At 68.4% G+C, this 20,999-nt stretch carries 22 protein-coding genes, 1 tRNA gene and 1 pseudogene; 7 read left to right on the top strand and 17 right to left on the bottom strand.

All coding sequences use genetic code 11. The features are described from left to right. The 3 genes and pseudogenes from ACIBX3_RS60445 to ACIBX3_RS60455 all read right to left on the bottom strand — a co-directional run. Positions 1-539: pseudogene (locus tag ACIBX3_RS60445) on the bottom strand (hypothetical protein); the annotation flags it as partial. Between the two features lie 166 nt (positions 540-705). Further along, positions 706-1,290 carry a cadmium resistance transporter gene (locus ACIBX3_RS60450; RefSeq protein WP_397129910.1) on the bottom strand — a complete coding sequence of 195 codons (585 nt, stop codon included), beginning with the start codon at positions 1,288-1,290 and terminating at the stop codon, positions 706-708. After that, positions 1,287-1,745, bottom strand: coding sequence for a hypothetical protein (locus ACIBX3_RS60455; protein WP_397129892.1), 459 nt, complete (start codon positions 1,743-1,745; stop codon positions 1,287-1,289). Before ACIBX3_RS60455 ends, ACIBX3_RS60450 begins: the two co-directional genes overlap by 4 nt. A 41-nt stretch (positions 1,746-1,786) precedes the next feature. Here ACIBX3_RS60455 and ACIBX3_RS60460 point away from each other — a divergent pair, with 41 nt between their 5' ends. Together ACIBX3_RS60460 and ACIBX3_RS60465 are read left to right on the top strand one after the other, a co-directional pair. Beyond that, the gene (locus ACIBX3_RS60460; RefSeq protein WP_397129893.1) at positions 1,787-2,500 is read left to right on the top strand and encodes a hypothetical protein; all 714 of its coding nucleotides are present in this window, start codon (positions 1,787-1,789) and stop codon (positions 2,498-2,500) included. A gap of 239 nt (positions 2,501-2,739) precedes the next feature. Continuing rightward, positions 2,740-3,258, top strand: a complete 519-nt coding sequence (locus ACIBX3_RS60465) for a universal stress protein (RefSeq protein WP_397129894.1) — start codon at positions 2,740-2,742, stop codon at positions 3,256-3,258. Here ACIBX3_RS60465 and ACIBX3_RS60470 read toward each other — a convergent pair. Then, positions 3,214-4,617, bottom strand: coding sequence for a PLP-dependent aminotransferase family protein (locus ACIBX3_RS60470; protein ID WP_397129895.1), 1,404 nt, complete (start codon positions 4,615-4,617; stop codon positions 3,214-3,216). The two genes, ACIBX3_RS60465 and ACIBX3_RS60470, sit on opposite strands and share 45 nt — an antisense overlap. 67 nt (positions 4,618-4,684) lie before the next feature. Here ACIBX3_RS60470 and ACIBX3_RS60475 point away from each other — a divergent pair, with 67 nt between their 5' ends. Together ACIBX3_RS60475 and ACIBX3_RS60480 are read left to right on the top strand one after the other, a co-directional pair. Beyond that, positions 4,685-5,134, top strand: coding sequence for a carboxymuconolactone decarboxylase family protein (locus ACIBX3_RS60475; RefSeq protein WP_397129896.1), 450 nt, complete (start codon positions 4,685-4,687; stop codon positions 5,132-5,134). After that, the gene (locus ACIBX3_RS60480; protein ID WP_397129897.1) at positions 5,131-6,300 is read left to right on the top strand and encodes an MFS transporter; all 1,170 of its coding nucleotides are present in this window, start codon (positions 5,131-5,133) and stop codon (positions 6,298-6,300) included. Before ACIBX3_RS60475 ends, ACIBX3_RS60480 begins: the two co-directional genes overlap by 4 nt. Here ACIBX3_RS60480 and ACIBX3_RS60485 read toward each other — a convergent pair. The 3 genes from ACIBX3_RS60485 to ACIBX3_RS60495 are packed head-to-tail and all read right to left on the bottom strand — an operon-like array spanning position 6,283 to position 9,739. Then, positions 6,283-8,532: a heavy metal translocating P-type ATPase gene (locus ACIBX3_RS60485; protein WP_397129898.1), complete on the bottom strand. Its 2,250-nt coding sequence runs from the start codon at positions 8,530-8,532 to the stop codon at positions 6,283-6,285. The genes ACIBX3_RS60480 and ACIBX3_RS60485 overlap by 18 nt on opposite strands. Before the next feature lie 29 nt (positions 8,533-8,561). Further along, a complete protein-coding gene (locus tag ACIBX3_RS60490; protein WP_397129899.1) occupies positions 8,562-9,524 on the bottom strand; it encodes a hypothetical protein in 963 nt (320 codons plus the stop codon). Next, the gene (locus ACIBX3_RS60495; RefSeq protein WP_397129900.1) at positions 9,521-9,739 is read right to left on the bottom strand and encodes a heavy-metal-associated domain-containing protein; all 219 of its coding nucleotides are present in this window, start codon (positions 9,737-9,739) and stop codon (positions 9,521-9,523) included. Before ACIBX3_RS60495 ends, ACIBX3_RS60490 begins: the two co-directional genes overlap by 4 nt. A 693-nt stretch (positions 9,740-10,432) precedes the next feature. Here ACIBX3_RS60495 and ACIBX3_RS60500 point away from each other — a divergent pair. The 3 genes from ACIBX3_RS60500 (at position 10,433) to ACIBX3_RS60510 (ending at position 11,384) form a co-directional block, all read left to right on the top strand. Beyond that, complete coding sequence (locus tag ACIBX3_RS60500; protein ID WP_020542320.1) at positions 10,433-10,552, top strand: DLW-39 family protein; 120 nt, start codon at positions 10,433-10,435, stop codon at positions 10,550-10,552. Positions 10,553-10,567: 15 nt separating this feature from the next. Then, positions 10,568-11,296 (top strand): HAD family hydrolase, encoded by a 729-nt coding sequence (locus ACIBX3_RS60505; protein WP_397129901.1) that lies wholly within the window; start codon positions 10,568-10,570, stop codon positions 11,294-11,296. 15 nt (positions 11,297-11,311) lie between these two features. Then, positions 11,312-11,384, top strand: a tRNA-Ala gene (locus ACIBX3_RS60510). Positions 11,385-11,698: 314 nt separating this feature from the next. Here ACIBX3_RS60510 and ACIBX3_RS60515 read toward each other — a convergent pair. The 10 genes from ACIBX3_RS60515 to ACIBX3_RS60560 form a co-directional block, all read right to left on the bottom strand. Further along, entirely contained in the window at positions 11,699-12,169 is a 471-nt protein-coding gene (locus tag ACIBX3_RS60515; protein WP_397129902.1) for a phospholipase A2, read from the bottom strand. A gap of 549 nt (positions 12,170-12,718) precedes the next feature. Then, on the bottom strand, positions 12,719-12,919 hold the full coding sequence (locus ACIBX3_RS60520) for a hypothetical protein (protein ID WP_397129903.1): 201 nt from the start codon (positions 12,917-12,919) through the stop codon (positions 12,719-12,721). A gap of 212 nt (positions 12,920-13,131) precedes the next feature. After that, positions 13,132-13,644, bottom strand: coding sequence for an SRPBCC family protein (locus ACIBX3_RS60525; RefSeq protein ID WP_138709618.1), 513 nt, complete (start codon positions 13,642-13,644; stop codon positions 13,132-13,134). A gap of 280 nt (positions 13,645-13,924) precedes the next feature. Then, positions 13,925-14,866 (bottom strand): NmrA/HSCARG family protein, encoded by a 942-nt coding sequence (locus ACIBX3_RS60530; protein ID WP_397129904.1) that lies wholly within the window; start codon positions 14,864-14,866, stop codon positions 13,925-13,927. Positions 14,867-14,928: 62 nt separating this feature from the next. Then, the gene (locus ACIBX3_RS60535; protein ID WP_327586679.1) at positions 14,929-15,873 is read right to left on the bottom strand and encodes an NADP-dependent oxidoreductase; all 945 of its coding nucleotides are present in this window, start codon (positions 15,871-15,873) and stop codon (positions 14,929-14,931) included. A 120-nt stretch (positions 15,874-15,993) separates the two neighbouring features. Then, positions 15,994-16,446: a hypothetical protein gene (locus ACIBX3_RS60540; protein ID WP_397129905.1), complete on the bottom strand. Its 453-nt coding sequence runs from the start codon at positions 16,444-16,446 to the stop codon at positions 15,994-15,996. A 99-nt stretch (positions 16,447-16,545) separates the two neighbouring features. After that, positions 16,546-17,367 carry a helix-turn-helix transcriptional regulator gene (locus ACIBX3_RS60545; protein WP_397129906.1) on the bottom strand — a complete coding sequence of 274 codons (822 nt, stop codon included), beginning with the start codon at positions 17,365-17,367 and terminating at the stop codon, positions 16,546-16,548. 15 nt (positions 17,368-17,382) lie between these two features. Then, positions 17,383-17,889: a MarR family winged helix-turn-helix transcriptional regulator gene (locus ACIBX3_RS60550; protein WP_397129907.1), complete on the bottom strand. Its 507-nt coding sequence runs from the start codon at positions 17,887-17,889 to the stop codon at positions 17,383-17,385. 559 nt (positions 17,890-18,448) lie between these two features. Further along, on the bottom strand, positions 18,449-19,396 hold the full coding sequence (locus tag ACIBX3_RS60555; RefSeq protein WP_397129908.1) for a hypothetical protein: 948 nt from the start codon (positions 19,394-19,396) through the stop codon (positions 18,449-18,451). Between the two features lie 209 nt (positions 19,397-19,605). Continuing rightward, entirely contained in the window at positions 19,606-20,565 is a 960-nt protein-coding gene (locus ACIBX3_RS60560; RefSeq protein WP_397129909.1) for an SDR family oxidoreductase, read from the bottom strand. Positions 20,566-20,999: the final 434 nt, after the last annotated feature.

A 20,999-nucleotide genomic window follows, 5' to 3' on the forward strand; every position in this document is an offset into this window, starting at 1 on the left:
CCGGCCACCTGACAATCCCGGACACGATCACCACGGCGCAGAGCGCCGCGGTGATGCTGCCGCGCCCAAGTTAGGGTTCTGTTTTCGGGCCAGCCGGCGCGGCCTCGCGGTGCCGCGCCCAGAGCAGCAGCGCTCCCAGCGACGCCAGGCTCAGCAGCGCCACCACGATGCCCGGCCAGACCCAGGGGCCGGGCTCGGCAGGGCGGACGAAGATCTCGACCGTGACCAGGAGCAGCGTCACCCCCCAGGCCATCCCAGCCACGGCCGGTCGGCCGTCCTGGTGCGCACGCCTCGGTCACGGCGATCGGCCCGGCGAAACTCCACAGCACGTGCCCGCCGACGAAGGTCAGCAACTGGTCGGCGTCGACGTCGATCCCGGGACTGATGGTGTGCAGCCCTTCCGAGAAAGGACTGTCCGCGAAGGATGCGTGGTTGAACAGGGACTGGTCGATCAAACCCGCCTGGATCAGCCCGAAGGCCGCGCTCAGCAGCAGCAGCAGCCCCGCCACCGCGGCCAGCCTGGTCCGTTTGGGCGCCATGGGCCGAAGGTACGGACCGCCGCTTTCTCGGAGCATCCACCGTTCGTCTACCCGGCGCTGACCAAGTCGAGTCCGCACCGCCCTACAAGGGATCCGGAGATCCGCAGGTCGAGGAGGCTGCCCGGCCCCAGCAGATCGGGCAGGCTCAGGTGCCGTCGCGCTCGCCTCAGCGAAGCCCTTCGACGAGCATCGCAACACCGATCCCGATCAGGACAAGCGGGAGCAGGACATGCCCCCACCGGCTGAGGGCCTTGGCGACGAGCGGCCGGGTGGCGAAGAACCTGCCCGCCAGGCACCAGGCGGCCACCAGGACGAGGAAGACGGCCGCGTAGACACTCATGCCGCCCACGCCGGACATGGCGAACACCGGGACGTAGACGCCGAGGTTGTCTCCTCCGTTGGCGAAGGTGACGGCGGCGACCTCCAACGCCCTGGGACCGCCCGGCCTGGCCGGCTCGCCGGTGTCGTCGTCCCCGCCGCGCCACACCTGCCAGGCGGCCTTGACGCCCAGGGTCAGGGGGAGCAGGCCCAGGAACGGGATGACGGACTCGGGCAGGAGCGTGGCCCCCAGGGCGGCGGCGATGGAGACGACGAGGATGGCGATGAAGCCGAGGTACTGGCCGAGGACGATCCGCGGGACCGCGTTGCGGTGGCCGGCGCCCCGGGCGAAGAACAGCGCCAGGAGGACGATGTCGTCGACGTTGGTGACGGCGAACAGACCGACGGCCTGCCCGACGATGCCCGCGTTCATGGCCTCGCGGGCGCGTTGCGGGTACGCGCCGGCGGCGACTGCGTCAGCTCGGGAACCCACCGGACGACGAGGATGATCATCCCGATGGCGATCGTGAACATCCCCGAGCAGGCGCCTATGAACCCCAAGACCGACTCGCCATCAGGGTCCCCGATACCGGAAGGCCCCCCGTCTGCCCAGGTGGACGTGGCCCAGCCCTGTGTGGTGACGAGAACGCCGAAGGCGGTCGTGACCGTGCCGATCACGTAGCCGGGGCGACGCCACCACGGCCGGATGAAGGTGAGCACGATGCCGATCAACACCCCGATCGGGACGGTCACGACCTGGACCAAGACCAGCGAAATGAGCGCGTCGAGACGTGCGTGTTCGAAGCCGTCGCCGCGCGGAGACCCCAGAAAGGGAATCGCCACCACCGCGCTGAGAAGGCCGATGGCCAGGAACCGGATGACCGTCACAGGCGTCATGATCCACGACTGCCACGGCATAATGACGCACGATGCCGAAATTTCACGGCCTGACGGAGTACGCGGCGGCGATCGCCCCCGTCATCAACGCGGCCCACATCAACGTGCACGCCGCGGCCCATCAGGCGGTCACCGAGCTCGCCGACGCAGCGGGCCTGACCCCGGGATACCTGTCCGACCTGCGCTTCTCACTCCCCCTCCGCCCCGTCACACGGGCACAGCTCGGCACGATCTACCGCTACCGCGACACGGCGGAGCGGGAGAGCGGCATCCAGGAGCACCTCCGCGAGGGCACCCTGACCGACGACGGCGCGCTCCGGCTGACCGGCGAAGGGCTGGCGTTCATCCACCGCCTCTACGCAGCGCACGCCGCCGCGGCCGACCGCGTCTGGGCCGGGACCGGCCTGCCGCGGCTCGCCGAGCTGGCGGACCGGGTGCTGGCCGAGGCGGAGCGGGTGCCGGGCGGCGCGCTGGAACTGGTGGCGCCGCCGTACGAGCCGGAGTGGGCGGCGCCCGGGCTGCTGCTTTTCAACCGGCTCGCCGTGCTCCGTTACCACCGCGCGGACGCGCACGCCGCCGCCTGGCAGGCGGCGGGCCTGTCCGCGGCCGAGATCGCCGGGCTCGAGGACGGCCCGGTGCGCGCCGGCATCGAGGCGGACACGAATCTGCGGGCCGGAGCGGCGTACGCGCAGCTCTCGGCGGCGGAACGGGAGATTTTCCACGAGGGCCTGCTGAAGCTCATTTGACGACCGGCCGCACCCGCGGCACAGCACTGGGCCGAGGCACTCGAACTCCCCCGCCACCGCGTGCTACCAATGAGAAACCTGCCAAATGGGCTGCCGCTATGGACCTTTACCACGAACGACAGTGGGGCGGCTTCTTGTAGATCGGTCGCCCCGTGAGCCGACTCCAGAGTTCGCAAAGTGCCACCTCCCGGTAACCAGTGGGTAGGCGCACTATGGTCGTACTTCTTACAGGAGGCACCGTGGAACAGGATCTGCCCGGCGGTGCGAGGCTGATCGTGGGGGTGGACGAGTCCCCGGCCTCGCGCTGGGCGCTGGCCTGGGCCATCGGGGTGGCCAGGCTGCACCGAATGGCCCTGGTCGCCGTGCATGTCAGTCGTGCTCCCGTTCATCCCTTCCCGGAGGCGCTGCCCGTGCAGCACGCCGTCAGGATGGGTGAGGAGGCTCGCTGCGCCGAGGTGATCGGCGCGGCGTTCGACGACGTCGCGGGCGGCGTGCCCGACGATCTCACGACGGCCGTGGTCGGCCGGGTCGGCGATCCGGGCTATCACCTCGTCGATCTGGCCCGGGAGGGCGATCTGCTGGTGCTCGGCCGGGGCCGGCGCGGGCTGCTCAGCCGGATCTTCCTGCCGTCGACCAGCATGTACTGCGCCCGGCACGCGCGTACCACGGTCGTGATCGTGCAGCAGCCGGCGGCGCCCGACGACCCCGAGATGTCAGGGGAGCGAAACCGGCGGTTCTGGACTCGCCGACATCCGTAGGGATCTCCTGAGCAGCCGCAGGCCCTCGGGGATCCGCTCTCTCGTGATCGCGCCGTAGCCCAGGACCAGGCCGGGCTGGGCCGGGGTCTCGCCGCAGTACGCCTCCAGCCGCTCCAGCGCCACGCCGCGCATGGGGCGTACGGACACGCCGGGCGCGAGGCGGGCGCACAGGTGCAGGCCCGCGGTGGACGGAATCGGGCGCAGGCGGTCGTCTTCCTGGAGCGTGTTCGCGATCATGGCGTGGCGGGCGGCGTACTCGCGGGTCGCCTTCCTGATGTGCCTGGCCAGCAGCCCCTCGTCGATGAAGCGGGCCAGGGCCGCCTGCGTCGGAAGCTCGCCGTGCCAGTCCGACAACTGCCTGGCCGTACGCAGCGCCGGGGCGAGCGAGGCGGGGGCGACGAGGAAACCGAGCCTGAGCATGGGGAGCAGGGTCTTCGAGAACGAGCCCACGTAGATGACGCGTCCGGCCCGGTCCAGGCTCTGGAGGGGTTCGAGCGGCCGGTCGCCGAAACGGAATTCGCTGTCGTAGTCGTCCTCGATCACCACCGCCCTGCGGCGCTCGGCCCAGGTCAGGAGGGCGGCGCGGCGGGCCAGCGACATGGGGGTGCCCAGCGGGAACTGGTGCGACGGCGTGACGTACACGATGCGGGCGGTCTTCGGGATCGCCTGGACGTCGATGCCCTCGGCGTCGACCGGGACACCGGCCACGCGGGCGCCGAGGGAGCGGAACAGGAGGCGGGCGGGCGGGTAGCCGGGCTCCTCGACCGCCACCACGGCCCCCGGCTCGATCAGGACGCGGCCGATGAGGTCCAGGGCCTGCTGGGCGCCGTTGGTGATCAGAACGTCGCCGGCATTGGCGTGGACGGACCGGCTGATGCCGATGTGCCGGGAGATGGCCTCACGCAACGGCTCATATCCGGCCGGGTCCCCGTAGGTGGCGGCGCCGGCCCGCAGTTCCCTGGCCACCAGGCGGCGCCAGCTCTCCATCGGGAACAGCCGGGGGTCGGGCATGCCGACGCGGAAGTCGTACGGGGCGTGCGGGGTGGTGGGGGGTGTGCCGATGTCCCGCCAGACCGTACGCGGCAGGACCACGCCCTTGGGGGCCGCCCGGCCGCGGACCGGCTCGGCCGACACGAACGTGCCCGCGCCCGCCCGGCCCACCAGGAACCCGTCGGCGACGAGGCGGTCGTAGGCCAGGGCGACCGTGTTCCTGGAGATCTCCAGACGGCCGGCCAGCTCCCTGGTCGGGGGCAACCGTTCACCTGATCTGAGCCGGCCGTCGAGTATGGCGTCGAGCAGCTGCCGGTAGACCTGGGCGGCCAGGTCGCCGCGGCCTTCGAGGGTGACGTGAAGGTCCATCTTGGCCCAATCAATTTGCCGGAAATTGGAGCTTATCTCGGGACAAGTTGGGATTGAAGATGGGTGCATGACAGAGCGCATGAAACTCGGATCGCTGGCCGGCGAGGCGTACAAGGCGATGGCGGGGCTGGACAGGTTCGTCGCCGCGAGCACCCTCCCCAAGCCCCTCCTCGAGCTGGTACGCCTGCGCGCCAGCCAGATCAACGGCTGCGTCTACTGCGTGGACATGCACAGTTCGGACGCCAAGCAGGCGGGAGAGAGCGACGCCCGCCTGCACGCGGTCGCGGTGTGGCGCGAGGCGCCGTTCTTCACCGACCAGGAGCGGGCCGCCCTCGCCTTCACCGAGGCGGCCACCAGGCTCTCCACCCACGACGTCACCGACGAGGTCTGGGAGCAGGCCGCCACGCACTTCAGCGAGCCGGAGCTGGCCGCGCTCGTCGTGGCCGTGGCCACCATCAACGCATGGAACCGGATGGGTGTCGCCACCCGGATGACCCCGGAGTCGTACCAATCATGAACAGTCGGCGCATCCTGGCTCAGGCCCAGTTCGCGAACTCCGTCGGCGACGGCGTCTACCTCGTCACCTCCGCGTTCTACTTCGCCAGGATCGTCGGACTGCCGGCCGCAGAGATCGGTCTCGGCCTGACCCTGGGGTGGGCCGTGGGCTCGGTGGCCGGCGTCCCGCTCGGCCACCTGGCCGACCGGCGCGGGCCGCGCGGCGTCGCCGTACTGCTGGCTCTGGCGACCGCGGCGGCGGTGGCCTCGTTCATGTTCGTCCGGTCGTTCGCGCCGTTCGTGCTGGTGGCCTGCCTGTACGGGACGGCGCAGACCGGTCTGTCGGCGGCCCGGCAGGCTCTCCTGGCCGGGCTGGTCGAGCCCGCGGAGCGGACCGTGGTGCGGGCGGTCCTGCAGGCCACGCTGAACGGCGGCCTGGCCATCGGGGCCGGGCTGGGCGGGCTCGCCCTGTGGCTGAACACGCCTGCCGCGTACCTGACGCTGTTCGCGCTGGACGCGGTGAGCTTCCTCGTGGCCGCGGCGCTGCTGCTCAGGCTGCCTTCTGTGGCGCCCGGACGCGTCGCGGCCGCCGAGCCGAAGCTGGTCGTGCTCAGGGACCGTCCGTACGCGGTCGTCACGTTGATCAACGCGGTGATGCTCTTCTACATGCCGCTGCTCAGCGTGGTGGTGCCGCTGTGGATCGCCGAACGCACCTCCGCGCCCTCCTGGGTGATCTCGGCGCTGCTGCTCATCAACACCGGCTGCGTGCTGCTCTTCCAGGTGCGGATGGCCCGGCGGGTGAAAGGGCTGCGCGGGGCGTCGGCGTCGGTCCGGCGGGCGGGCGTGGTCATGCTCGCGGCCTGTGCGGTGTTCGCGCTCAGCGCGTACGGGTGGGTGTTCCTGCTGGTGGCCGCCGGTCTGCTGGTCGTCGGCGAGATGTTGCTGGCCGCCGGGGCCTGGGAGATCAGCTTCGGGCTCGCCCCGGACGACCAGCAAGGCCAGTACCAGGGCTTCTTCGGCACCGGCGTGGCGGTGGCCAGGATGCTCGGGCCGGTCGCGCTCACCGCGCTCGTGCTCGGCGGCGGGACGCTGGGCTGGCTGCTGCTCGGCGCCCTGTTCGTGACGGCCGGCGCCGCGATGGCGCCGACCGTCAGATGGGCTCGCGCCCGCTCACTTGAAGCGGCGTAGCCGCAGGCTGTTGCTCACCACGAAAACGCTGGAGAACGCCATCGCGGCACCCGCGATCATCGGATTCAGCAGACCCAGCGCGGCCAGCGGCAGCGCGGCCACGTTGTAGGCGAACGCCCAGAACAGATTGCCCTTGATCGTCGACAGCGTGCGACGCGACAACCGCAGCGCATCGGCCGTCACCCGCAGATCACCGCGCACCAAAGTCAGATCAGAGGCCTCGATGGCGGCATCCGTCCCGGTGCCCATCGCCAGCCCCAGATCAGCCTGAGCCAGCGCGGCGGCGTCGTTGACCCCGTCGCCCACCATCGCCACCACCTTGCCCTCAGCCTGCAACCGCTTGACCACCTCCACCTTCTCCGCCGGCAACACCCCGGCGATCACCTCATCGACGCCCACCTCGGCCGCCACCGCCCTGGCCACGGCCTCGTTGTCGCCGGTCAGCAACACCGGCGTCAACCCCAGCGCACGCAACCGCTCGATCGCCTCCTTGCTGGTCGCCTTGACCACATCGGCCACCACCAGCACCGCCCGCGCCCGGCCGTCCCAGCCCACCGCCACCGCGGTACGCCCCCGAGCCTGCTCCTCCTCCAGCGTGCGCTCCAGAGCGGCAGGCAGATGCTGAGACCACTCCCGCAACAGCCGCGGCCGGCCGACCAGCACCGCATGCCCATCCACCACGCCCTGCACGCCCAGCCCCTCCACATTGGCGAAGTCCTCCACGGTCGCGAAATCCTCCACCGTGGCATCCGACTGCGCGGCCCGCGCCACGGCCCGGGCGATCGGATGCTCCGAGGCGTGCTCCAGCGCACCGGCCAACCGCAGCACCTGCTCCCGGCTCTCCCCCTCGGCCACATGCACCTCGATCAGCGTCATCGTGCCCTCGGTGACCGTGCCGGTCTTGTCCAAAACGATCGTGTCGATGCCGCGGGTGGACTCCAGCACCTCCGGCCCCTTGATCAAAATGCCCAGCTGCGCCCCCCGCCCGGTCCCCACCAGCAGCGCGGTCGGCGTGGCCAGCCCCAGCGCGCACGGGCACGCGATGATCAACACCGCGACCGCGGCGGTGAACGCCGCCGCCACACCGTTGCCGGTACCCAGCCAGAACCCCAGCGTGCCCACGGCCAGCGCGATCACGATCGGCACGAAAATCCCGGAGACACGATCGGCCAGCCGCTGCACGGCCGCCTTGCCGGTCTGCGCCTCCTCCACCAGCCGCGCCATCTGAGCCAGCTGAGTGTCGGCGCCCACCCGGGTCGCCTTGACGATCAACCGGCCGCCCGCGTTCACCGTCGCCCCGCTCACCGCATCGCCCGGCCGCACCTCCACCGGCACCGACTCGCCGGTCAGCATCGAGGCGTCCACCGCCGAGGACCCCTCAACGACCACCCCATCGGTGGCGATCTTCTCCCCCGGCCGCACCACGAACCCATCACCCACCGCCAGCCGCCCGGCCGGCACGCGACGGCCGTCGACCAGCTCCACCTCCTTGACGCCCAACTCCAGCAGCGCCCGCAACGCCGCCCCGGCACGCCGCTTGGACCGCGACTCGAAATACCGCCCCGCCAAGATGAACGCGGTCACCCCGGCCGCGGCCTCCAGATAGATGTTGCCCGAGCCGTCGCTGCGCGCGATGGTGAACTCGAACGCATGCCTCATCCCCGGCGTGCCGCCGGTGCCGAAGAACAACGCCCACAACGACCAGCCCAGCGCGGCCAGCGTCCCCATCGAGATCAGCGTGTCCATGGTGGCCGCGCCGTGCCGCAGATTGCTCCAGGCCGCCTTGTGAAACGGCCAGCCCGCATAAACCACCACCGGCGCCGCCAGCGTCAGCGACAACCACTGCCAGTAGGTGAACTGCAACGCCGGGATCATCGCCATCGCGATCACCGGCACACTCAGCACCAGCGAAGTGATCAGCCGCTGCCGCAACGGCCCCAACCCGTCATCCTCCACCGGCCCCCCGGCCGGCCCCCCGGCCTCCCCTGCCGCCTCCTTCGCCGGCGGGGCGGGCAGCGCCGCGCTGTAGCCTGCCTTCTCCACCTCACTGATCAGCTCCCGCGGATCGACACCCTCGGGAAAGGTGACCTTCGCCTTCTCCGTGGCGTAGTTGACCGTCGCGCTCACGCCGTCCAGCTTGTTGAGCTTGCGCTCGATCCGGTTCGCGCAGGACGCGCAGGTCATTCCGCCGATCGTGAGTTCGACGGCCTTGCCTTCGGTTATGGAGGACATCACCTCTCCTTTCTCCGCGTCCTGTGTGCTCAGTTGCTGTGATCGTGGTTCGCCGACGGAACGTGGCCGTCGGACAAGGTGGCGGCGGTCGTGAAGCTTGCCGTACGCACCTTGTCACCGTGCTGGAAGTCGAGGAACAGCCGGTAGTTGCCGCCGCTGGGCACCTCGGCGTAGAAGACGATCTCCGGTCCGGCCTTCTTGCTGTCTTCCGGGTGCACGTGCAGGTAGGCGAGGTCGCCGTCGCGGAGCGCCACCAGGTGCCCGTACGCGCCGAGGTAGGGCTGCAGATCCGTGACCGGCTCGCCGTTCTTGTTGATCGTCAGGGTGAGCTTGCTGGACTGTCCAGGGACCAGGTTTCCGGCGAGGTTCACAGTGTAGTCGTCGACCATGGCCGTGCGGCTGGCGTGCGGGAGCGGCTCGGGCTGGAAGTCGCCCGCGGCCTGCAGGTCCGCGCCGAGCGTGAGCTTCTCGCCGCCGGTGGGGACGAAGTCGGCGAAGGCGCGGTACGTGCCCGCCTTGGGGAGCGTCAGCTTGACCGACCACGTGCCGTCGGGCGTCATCTCGGGGTGCACGTGCTGGAAGCTTGTCAGGTCGCGTGAGACGACGATGAAGTGCATCTTCTTGTCGTGCTCGACCTGGTAGTCGGTCACCGGCTTGACGTCAGGGCCGATGACGGTGAACCGGAAGTCCATCGGCTGGCCGGTCACGGGCGTGGTGAGCGGGTTGAGGGTGTAGCCGTTCTGCGACACTTGGAGCCCCCCAGGGGTATCGCTCTTCGTCTCGCCCGTGCCGCCACCGTGCGCGTCGCCGTGCCCGCCACCATGCTCTCCACCGCCGCCTTCCGCCAGCTCCTTGGCCAGCGCCACGGCGGGGTGGTCCATGACCTCCTCCGGAGTCTCCGTGGGACCGACCAGCCGGCCTACGCCCAGGGCGCCGCCGAAGACGACGATCAACCCCAGGACATAGGCACCGAATTTGGCGGGAGGGCTCATGAGCGGCCCGCCAGCTCGTATCCGGCTTCTTCCACCGCCGCGGCGATCTGCGCCACGTCGACGGGCCCTTCACTGTTGACCGTCAGCAGGCCGCTGGCCAGGTCCACCTCCACAGAGGTGATGCCGGCAACCTCCCCGACCTCTTCCTTCACCGAGCTGACGCAGTGGCCGCAGGTCATGCCCTTGACGGTGTAGGTGTAGGTGGCGGCGCTCATCACGGTCTCCTTAGCGTGCGCGTCATCGGCCTGTCGTCGTACGTCCGTGTTCGAGTATAACACCATACCCCCCTATGGTATTTCAACGGCTTGCGGCTCATACTGAGGTACGCATCCGCGCCACGTACGGCCGCCTGTTCGCCCAAAGGCTTCTCGCGACGTACTCATAGGGGCCGGGGGCGCACCTCGGATCTCGCACCTCCCAGCAACGAGTGGGGCGGCCGGCCGGCCACCGAGAACAAAAACCGCCGAAGACGGCGCCTTCGCTTGATGACCTGCGCGCCGAGGCGGGATATACGGCATGATCGAGTCGTTGTCCGAGTCCTCGCGACGAGCCGTCAGCATCGGCGAGCCACGGGATCTGACACCAGGGCGAACCGGCACAGAACAGGGGCGGATGGGTACAGATATGTGCCACAAAGGTTTGACCAGCCACTCGCCGCGAATCTGTGCAAGTGACGCGTACTCGGACGAGTACGGCGACGTACGTCATCGTCACTTGGAGTAATCACCGGTAAGCCATTGTGCGGGATAGGGCGGGTATGGTGGGGACCTGAACATTTGGCTCTACGCACATTCCGCACATCTGGTCCATGCACAGCACAGGGACCGCAGCCATCCCTTGCTAGGCTGCTTGTCAACCATTGGGTCTCACCCCGGCAGGTGAGGCCGTCGAAGAAGTGGGGTCACACCGTGAAGAAGCTGCTCGTTCTGGCGCTGATCGCCCTCGGGGGGTTGCTGATCTGGCGCAAGGTGCAGGCCGACCGCGCAGAGCTCGATCTCTGGACCGAGGCGACCGGCAGCGAGAACTAACCGACCGGCGAGGCGATGAGTGACATCGTCCCCATCAAGCTGGTGTGCCTGGATCTTGCGGGCACCACGGTCGGTGACATCGCCATGGTCGAGCGCGCCTTCGCCGAGGCGATCGCGACCCAGGGCATAGTGCCCGGGACCGGAGCGTACGCGCGTGCCATGGTTCACGTGCACCGGTCCCGGGGCTGCCCCAAGATCGATGTCTTCCGCGGGATCTTCCCCGGAAACGAGGCCCAGGCACAGGCGGCGAACCTGACGTTCGAGCGCTCCTATGAGGGCGCGCTGGAGCGGGCAGGTCTCGTACCCGTGCCCGGGGTCATGGAGGTCCTCGACAAGCTCCGCGGCACCGGAATCAAGCTCGCCTTGATCACCGGCTTCAGCCGCGCCACTTTGAGCCGCGTCCTCAGCATCCTCGGCTGGCACGACAAGATCGACCTGGCCATCTCCCCCGAGGACGCCGGCGACCGCGGCCGCCCCTGGCCGGACATGATCCTGCACGCCGTGCTGCGCCTGGAAGTGGAGGACGTACGCAATGTGGCGGTCGTCGGGGACTCGGAAAGCGACATGCTGTCCGGCCGCCGAGCCGGCGCCTCGATCGTGGCGGGTCTGATGACGGGGGTCCACAGCAGGGAGCGCCTCCTGAAGGGCGGGGCAACCCACATCCTGGACTCGATCATCGACTTCCCAAGTTTGGTGCTGAGCGACGACCTTGGTACGACGCAGGTGGCTTCCTCGGCCCGGTAAGCTATCTTCGTCGAAGGGGCCTTAGCTCAGTTGGCAGAGCGCCTGCTTTGCAAGCAGGAAGTCAGGAGTTCGAATCTCCTAGGCTCCACAAGATCAGAAGGGCGATGACCAGGCTAAACGGCCTGGTCATTTCTCATTTCTATGATCTCCGCGCCGCCGATGGGAGGAATTTGGGAGGACACCACCCACGGGCGCAGGTACGGCCGCAGAACGCGGGGCTGATGTCAGCACGCCCGACGGCAGCATTACTCTGACCGGTGTGCTGACGACGCCGACCTGTCCATGAGCGTGGCCTTCCAGAAGGCGACGCAGAGACTCGTCGATGAGGGGGTTCTGCGGCGGGCAGGCCGAATCCGCTGGAGAGGCCGCCGAACCGACGAGCCGAGCGCCCCGCACCTGGCGTCAGATAGCCCTGACCGCTCCGTAGAACGCCGCCGCCGCGATTCGGCACGACGCCTTCTTCGTGCCGGAGAATGTCACGCACACGTTGCCCATATCGAAGAGGAACGCGTCATCGATGGGCTTCTTGTAGGTATTCTTCCACTTGCTGGAGCTCACCATCTTCTTGACGTTGCGGTAACCGAAGTCATGGCGATCGCAGGGCGTCTTGAAGACTCCCTTCCAGTAGTCGGAGTTACCGATATCCTTGGGCACCGAGCAGCCGTCGGTGTTCCAGTTGAAACTCCATCTCAGGACATAGGGCTCGTTCTTGTTGCGACGCATATTGGCCCAGTAGGTCTGGCTGCTGGTGGTGTTCTTGGTGAGCGAAAGGGCTACGTTCAGCCGGGCATCCGCCGCTGCGGGTGTGCTGGCCAGGACTAATGCCGTCGCCGCGGTCACCAGCACACTAGAGATGATTGCCGTCGTCTTCACGGGCGCTCCTTGATGAGGAAGATGATTCACCAGGGTTGCGGCTCGTGGTGTGGAACGGCAAACAAATGCGGCCGATACGGCGCGCGAACATACCCCCGCTATACCGCACGGGTGAGCCGGTGTTCCGCAGATGTGCAACGAGAAAGCATATAAATCAGGGCGTGAGCTGCGGAAACACTCGCGGGGCACGCTACAGTACAGAGCTTGAAGTCTGGGGTAGCACGGCGTGGTTGCGTGCTCACGGCGGGGTTGGGGAGTATGCCGGTGGGATGCGTTATCCGGATGGTGGTGGTCTGACCCCGGCGGCGCGAGCCAAGCGTGAACAGGTGCGCTTGGAGGCCGCCGGGTTATTCTCCGCGGGCACGGCCGCAGAAGCTCCTGCAATATCGGAAGCCTCGAAGGGCCGGTTTTGGCCCTCCGGCGCAGCGAGCCCTCCCACCGCTTTTGCAGCGCCGCCACGAGCTGCTGGCGCATCGGCTCCGACACGTGCGAGTAGCGGTCCGAGATGTGCGTGGCCCTGCCCTTGATCGACGCGATGGAGTGGGCAAGTCACTCCGCCTGCGCCACGTCCGGGATCAGGTCCTCGTCCATCCACACCTTGTGCAAGTGCGTGCGTGCGCTGCTTTCTTTCAGGTCATGGGGCGTCAGGCCTTCGACGACCGGTAGCCACACGTCCGCCGCCCGGTCCTCCAGTGCCTGTATCGTCTGCCTACCGCGGCGCACCACCTGGCGGCCGTCAACGTCCAGCATGATCCTGTGTCGGACTCGTGGCCCCTTCGCCACCAGCTGCCCGTCCGTCGCGGGACGGTACAGCCGGTTGGCGAAGTTAGGATTGCTGCTCCCGCGGTCCCTGATGCGGCGGGGTGGCCGGCCACCGCGGCGAGCACGGATGCGGCGGCGCTGACGCCGAGGACTTCGGGAACCGGCATTCGCCGGTCGGCGAAGCGGGATCCTGGGGTCACCTACGAGTTGCCTTGTGCCGCTTCGACCGCTCGCACGCAGCGCGCAAGGGCGGCGACCATGTATCGGCGCCACAGGGGCGCGAACGGGCCGGCGAGAATCCAGCGACGTCCCGGAAGCGGCTTGAACTCGTAAGTCCATCGGAGGAGCGTGCCATCGCCGTCGGGATTGAAGTTCCATTCACCTCTGACGCCGGCGGCGAGGCGGGAAAGGACATTAGTGAACCCCGTCAGCTGATATGCGAAACTTGAACCTTCGGTGTATTCGGTCAACTGTTCGTCGACTTGCGATCCGTCGTCGAACTGAGGGTTCCTGGTCGGACCGACGTGATCCCATTCTTCGGTCTGGTTCGCCACGCTCTTGACACCGGGGAATGGTGCCACCCGGTGGAAGACGGACGTGAGGTCGATTGGGACGATCATTCGGAAAGCTTTGCTGGGGGCCACCGAGCTTCGCTGTTGGACCGTGATCGAGACGGTGTCGTCCGTTGAGCTGATAAGTATTGGCGTCCTCATGTCGATATCCTTGGTGTCGCGATGCGTGATTAATCATTTGTGCCGTATGCGCTGCGCTCGTCACGACGAGGATGAGGCTGCCGGGGTCGCGCGGACCGCGCGGTGGCGACGGCGCGGACGACGTCGTCGATCGAGCGGGCGGTGAACGCCCCGGCCGGGTCGACCGGCGCCGCGAGCTGGAAGAGGCGCCCGCCTGCGCATAGTTGGCGGTTCCGGGCGGGCTGAACGGGGTGAGGTCGGTGCTGGTCATCGGGGCTCGTCCGAGTCGCCAGGAAGTTGGTCAGGCCGCGAGTTCGGCACGATGCGCGGCCAGGAAGTCGGTCAGGGTGAGCGGATCGGGGTTGAACGCGCGTGCGATGTCGAGGTCGCGGCGGCCGAGATAGGACCCGGGAAACTCGGTGTAGTACTGGAACATGTTTCCCAGCTCGTCCGCGCCGGGGAAGCCGACGCTGCGGAACTGGTCGTGGGTGGGTGGGCGGTAGGCCACCGGCTCACCGAGGACCGTGCTGAGCGCCGCCGCCATCTGCTCGCCGGTCAGGTACTCGCCGACCACGGGAACCGTGGCGCCGATCGTCTGCGACGGCTGGCGCAACACGCGCAGCGCCAGCCGTCCGATGTCGTCGGAGGCGACGCCCGCGATGGCCGTGTCGCCGAGCGGGAGATGGAAGGCCAGCGTCCCGTCCGGGTCGCGTTGTGGCTTGGCCAGGCCGAGCAGGTTGTCCCAGTAGAAGGACATCAGCATGTACGTCGTGGGCAGGCCGGACTTGGCGAACAGGGCGTCGGCGGCCCCTCCCTTCAAGTCGAAGTGCGGCACCCGGTAGCCGTCGCCGATGAACGGCATCCGGGTGTCGTCGCCCGCGATCGCCTCGCGCGTGTCCTCGAGCGTCGACCACACGACGTGCCGCAGGGCGGCGGCCTGGGCCGCGCTGATGAGGTTCTCCACCTCGGCCAGTTCCCGGGTGGGCGAACGGTGCTCCCAGTACGGCGTAACCAGGAACGCGCCGTATGCCCCGTCGAATGCCCGGCGAAGGCTGCCCTCGTCGGTGAGGGTCGCCTCCACCACGTGGGCGCCGAGCCCGGCCAGAGTCTGCGCCTTGGGCGACGCGGCGTTGCGCGTCACCGCCCGTACGGTGAATTCGCCGTCGGTCAGCAGCGCCCGCGCGACCGCGCCGCCTTGCGTGCCGGTCGCGCCGAGCACCGTGATCACATTGTCGTGGGACATCGAGGTTTCTCCTGTCATGGGTGGTGCTTCGAAGGTGGCCGGGTCGGCCTCATAGGGCGGCGTCAGGCGGTGGGGGCGACGATGACGGTCTTGCCGGGCAGCGCACCCGCGGCGGCCTGGGCGTGTACGGCCGGCAGCTCCGGGAGGGGGACCTGCTGGGCGACGTCGACGTGCAGCTCGCCGGAGTCGATCAGCGCGACCAGGTGGGACAGCTGGGTGGCGTCGCTGCGGACGAACAGGTCGATGCCGCGTACGCCGCGCTGCTCGTCGCTGGGGGCGGGCATCCACACCGTGGTGTTCACCAGCACTCCGCCGGGACGGATCAGGGTGAGCAGTGCGGCCAACTGCGCCGGGTTGATCGGGGCGAGGTTGAGCACGACGTCGACCGGCTCGCTCACCGCCGCGGCCACCTCGGTGGTGGTGTGGTCGATGACCTCATCGGCACCTGTGGCCTTGACCTGCTCGATGCTGCGGGGGCTGGCCGTGGCGATCACGTACGCGCCGGCGTTCTTGGCCAGCTGAACGGCGTGGCCCCCGACGGCGCCGCCCGCGCCGTTGATCAGCACGCGCTGGCCGGCCGCCAGCTTCGCGTGGTCGAACAGCGCCTGCCACGCGGTGAGACCGACGATGGGTAGCGCGGCGGCGTCGGCCAAGGAGATGCTGGTCGGCGCCGGAGCGAGAATCTCGGCCGGAGCGACGACGTACTCCGCGGCCGCGCCATCGGCCACCATCGGCAGGAACCCTACGACCTGGTCACCGAACTGGATGCCGGTCACGCCCTCGCCCAGCGCCGCGATCGTGCCGGACACGTCGATGCCCGGCGTGTGCGGCAACGTCACCGGGATCGGACCCTGCATGAAACCGGCGCGGATGTTGCCGTCGACCCCATTGAACGACGTCGCGGCGACCCGGATCAACACCTGCCCGGCGCCGGGGACGGGCTGCTCGACGTCCTCGTAACGCAGGACGCTCGGGTCGCCGTACTCGTGGAAACGCACTGCCTTCATCACAAGCCCTCGTCTCTTCCATCGTGAGGTGCTTCGTTTTCGAAGCATTTCCTGACCATAGCACGCTTCGAATTCGAAGCAATCTATGTACGGTGTGAGCCGGCCGACAGTCGCCGGGGCCTAATCGCCGGCGACTGTCAGGCGGCGCAGCTTCTCGTCGCTTGGAGAGCCCGGGACGGCCATGAAGACCAGCAGCATCTGGTGCTCCACGGGATCCACCAGAAGCTGTCGGCATAGCTCCAGCTCTCCCAGGTCGGCATGCCGGTAGCGTCGGAGGTGCCAGTGACCGGTGACGCCAACCTCGACGAGGTAGCGCTCGCGCGCCGCCGGGTCGGCGAACCAGCGGTCGACCAAATAGCGCGACGCTCCGCCGAACCGGGTGTAATCGCCGAACAGAACAATCGCCGGACGAGTCTGCAACAGCACCTCGCCGCACCGGGAGAACACCATCGCGGGATAGTCCGGCAGACGCTCGACGATGCGCGTCATGACCGGGCCGGCATGATCGCCCCCAACCTCATCGTGGCGCGCCCGGAGAAAGTGCTCCAGAAGTTCGCGGTCCACGTTGCTCACCACCTTCCCGGTCCGACCCATCAAGCATGGCGCGAACCGGAAGCCGGGTGAATGTCACCGTTATCCACGGACAAACAGTCCGTGGATAACGAGGCGGGCTCAGCTCATCGTGATCAGGCGCTGGAGCTTCTCATCGCTCGGTGAGCCGGGCTGCGCCAGGAAGACCAGCAACTCCTGGCCCTCGTCGGGATCCACCAGCCGCTGGCCGTAGAGCTCCAGCTCGCCCAGTTCCGGATGCCGGTAGCGCTTCAGATCGTGGTGGTGGGTGACATCCACCTCGTGCCGCCGCCAGACCTCGGCGAACTCGGGGCTGACCGCCAGCAGCGCGTCGACGATCTCGCCGGCTGTGCCCGTAGGGTCGGCCGTGTACGCCGCACGGATCTCCGCGGTGAAGACCCGGCCGCGGAGGGCATGGTCCTCGGGGGGATAGAGGGCGCGCTGCGCCGCGTCGGTGAACCAGCGGTAGACCAGGTAGCGGGACATGCCGTTGAACCGGGTGTAGTCGCCGAGCAGGGCAACCGCCGACTGGTTCTGCAACAGCGTCTCGCCGAACCGGGACAACACGATCGCGGGCGTGTCTGAGAGACGCTCGACGATGCGCCTCATGGCCGGACTGACCTGCTCGTCGCGCAAGGAGCGCCGCGGAGCGGAGTGCCCGCCGAGGGCGAACAAGTGCTCCCGCTCACTCGCGTTGAGGTTCAGCGCCCGCGCCAGGGCGGCGAGCATCTGCTCGGACGGCATCGGACCGCGCTGCTGCTCGAGCCGGCTGTAGTAATCGGCCGACATGCCGGCCAGCACCGCGATCTCCTCGCGCCGCAGTCCGCCCGTACGACGCCGTGAGCCACGGGGAAGCCCGACGTCCTCCGGCTGCAGCCTCTCCCGCCGTGCCCGGAGAAAGTCCGCCAGCAGTGCTCGGTCCATCCCTCTCTCCGCCCTTCAGTCGGTTCGGTTGCGTCCGGCGCGGGGTTTGGCGGACCGTGGCGGGGTGGCGCGCATGTGGTCGCGGACACGACCGAGAACGGTGCTGAGGGCGGTGAGGTCCTCGCCGGTCATCGGTTCGAACAGCAACTGCCGGACGCGGTCGACATGCCCGGGAAGCACATGGGCGATCAGGTCCCGGCCGGCGTCGGTGACAGTCACCATGACACTGCGCTCGTCGTCCGGCGACGGTGAGCGGGTGATCAGGCCGCGTTTGTCCAGCAATCCCGCCTGGTAGGTGAGCCCGCTGCGGCTGTACACGACACCGTCGGCCAGATCCGTCATCCGCAGCCTGCCCTCTGGAGCGTCCACCAGCCGCGCCAGGATCTGGAACTGCACGTAACTGAGGTCACCGTCGGCGCGCAGGTGCTCGTCCACCGCGTACTGAAGAAGGCTGCTGACCTCCATCAGAGCGAAGTACGCACCGAGTTGCTCCGAATTCAGGCCAGGTGCCGGGTCACTCACCCCATGATCCTACTTGCTTTGAATTCGAAGTGCATCACGGTTCTGCCGCCCACGCCTGACGACTCGATGCAATCGTGATCGTCACTGCGGCGCGCCCACCCGCTCGGCAAGCCGCCCTTCGGCGGCGGGTGGGACACTCGCTCGGCGGCGCGATAACGCTGCACGGGACGTTTCCGCAGGTCGCGTTGCTCGCTAAGTGTCTTTATGTCAAGCCGTGCCGCACCCCTCGTAGCTCAGAGTCACTAACGCCGGATTCCGTTCGGATTCTCTCTGCGGGCCCACTCCTCCCCCCGCTCTTGCGCTCTCACACAGTCCCAGTCACCAGACGGCCTGGCCTGATGCCTTGGCGCCGTGCCCAATCTGACGGGCTACTACCCGCGAGACGAACGATGGACCACCCGAACTTGATCATCGCGGTGACGTCGGCGTCGGCGTGGTTGGCCATGCCGGACACGTGCGACGGCAGGCCAAGACGTTCGGCCGCGCGCCGCAGCGCCGCAACCTCGGTCAGCGCTCACCGTCCATCCTCCAGTATGACGCCGCAGGTCCCGGTCACGCCTCAGCGCTTCCTCAAGCTGCGCGCGTCCCTGGTGGCCATGGCGTGGAAGACCGCCTTGGGCTCCCACCTGGTCGCGTCGAGCATCCTTACGACACCGTAGGAGCCTAGATCGGCCGCGCCTTGGAGTGCGTATCCGGCAAAACTGAACCAGAAGGCGGCGGCCACGCCCTCCTTGTCGAAGATGTCCATCAGCTCCTCGAAGTAGCGGACCTGCTCGCCCTCGTCCGGCACCGCCCCCTCCGGCACCAGCATCGCGGCGCCGCCCTGCTCGGCCGCGCCCCGCCAGGCGCAGGTGCCGAACTCGGTGACCACGACGGGCTTGCCGTGCTTGAAGTGGCCGCGCATCTCCTCGACGAAGGTGTCGGCGTTGTACGCGGCGCGGTAGGCATCCACGCCCACCAGGTCGAACGGGGCCCAGTCAACGGACTCCCACGGGGCCGAAGCGTAGGTGATCCGGCCGCCGAACAGCGGCCGCACGGTCTCAGCCGCCTCGGCGAGGAACGCGTTGAAGCGGCCCATCGTCGTGCTCAGCGACTCCAACCAGGCCAGGTCTGCCATCATGGCATCCATGCGCGCCGTGTAGGTGTCGCCGGGCAGGTAGCCGTAGCCGAAAGTGGTGTACTCGCAGCCGGCCACGAGCACCACCTCGGCCCCGCCGCGCCGCACCGCCTCCGCGCGCTCGGCGCAGTCGGCGTAGAGGCCCAGCGCGTCTTGATCGGGCAGGTCCACGGGGAAGGGCGCGAACCAGACCTCCAGCCCTGCCTCGGCGGCCTCCTGGGCGGCGACGCTCAGCCGGGTGGGGTCGCCGCCGGACACGCGAACGGCCTGGCAGCGCAGATCGTCGGCGATGACACGCATCTCGCGTCGCACGGTCTCGGCGTCGAACACCTTGCGGGTGAAGTGGTCTCCCGGCAGGAACCCCGTGTCATAGTTGATCCCCTTTTTCATGACAATTCCCTTCTGGTGTGAACCTGTGTTTCAGCCAGGAGAAGAACGCCTCCTGGTGCATGGCGGGCGCGGCTGTGATCTGCGCCGCCATGAGCGGCACGACCGGTTCGCCCACGCAGAGCGCGTCCTCGCCGCTTGCGGCCCGCCGCCCCTGGGTCCAGCAGTGGCTGGGGATGGTGCTCGCGGTACTGCCTGGCGTAGGCCAGGAGTCAGCGGAACCGGTCTGCGTTCTCGATCGCCCAGTCGTCGTAGGTTCGTAGCGGGCGGCCGATGATCTCCTGCACGGAAGGCCGTTGCTCGAGCGTCCATTGGGTGAGTTCGGCCAGTTGCGCGCCGTACTCCTCAAGGGCGTACAGCGTCACGTCGATGCCGCTGTCGGGCCAGCCACGACGGCGCCAGTTCGTGCGGCTGTCGGAGGGTGTCAGCTCGACGGCGTCGATGTCGCGGCCGATGGCCTTGGCAATGCTCCGCACGCGAGAACGCGTGCTGAGGGGCAGGCCGACCGCCTCAATGATGCCGCCGACGTACTCGTCGTCGCGCAGTGCCGACACTGCGACGGCAGCTAGGTCGTCTTCGTGGATGAACGGATAGTGGCCCTCGTCCAGGAAGGCCTCCCGGACGACCAGCTCGCGTCTGATGGTGTCCGGCCAGTCCGATCCCGTGGCGGGATAGCTGCCTTCGATGATGGACCCCATCACAGCCGATGGGCGGATGTGAGTCCACTCCATCCCTGAACGCTCGACGGCTTTTTCGATGGCCAGCCAGAACCACGTCTCCGGCGGATACGACTCCTCGTACTCCGGCCCGTGCGAGGACAGGACCACGATGCGCCGGACACCGGCGGCCAGCGCGAGTCCCAGCGCATCCTGAACCGACGCGGGCTGGGCGCCGGCGAGAAAGATACCGTCAACGCCGTTGAAGGCCTCGGCGCACTCCCCTGGCCGGGTGATGGACCCCTCGACAAGTTCGACCGCATCAGGCCAGTCGGCCAACTGGTCGGACTCGGCGATCACGCGCACGCGATCGCCGACGGCGAGCAACTGCCGTGCCAGGCTCCGTCCGACGATCCCAGTAGGGCTGCTGCCGGCGTCCTTCCGCGCACTGACCACGGTCAGCAGCCGCAGTTCTCCGGATTCCGGCGCACTCTTGATCCGCTTGATTTCACCCATGGCAAGACTCTCCAACTGTCAACGGAGATCTTGCGCCTTCCCCGCAGCTGGAGCATGTGCTTCAGCTTGGGCCCTCAAGACCATCGGGAGAAGGTTGCGGATCTGAGGTCGTCAACACTAGCAGCAACACAGGCTCAACCGGAGATGGCGCTCTAGCTCGCGCCGTCCACGGGGCCGGACGGGGGCCCTGTTCTTCCCATCCGCAAACGGCCGGCCGCACAGATGCAGCCCTACGATCGCCACAGCATGGCTGGACGCCGTACGTGGTCGGTGTCAACGACGGCCGAATTCTGACCCCCTGACGACGTCTGAATCGTGACCCCCTGATGTTGTCGTTGGTTACTGCTCGTGCTCGGATCGGGCCGATGGAACCCGGCCCAGGTCGCGGTTCTTCAGCCGGTAGCTGTCTCCCTTCAGCGAGATCACCTCGGCGT

Origin of the sequence: Nonomuraea sp. NPDC049480 (assembly GCF_044465905.1) — a bacterium.
Taxonomy (GTDB): Bacteria; Actinomycetota; Actinomycetes; order Streptosporangiales; family Streptosporangiaceae; genus Nonomuraea.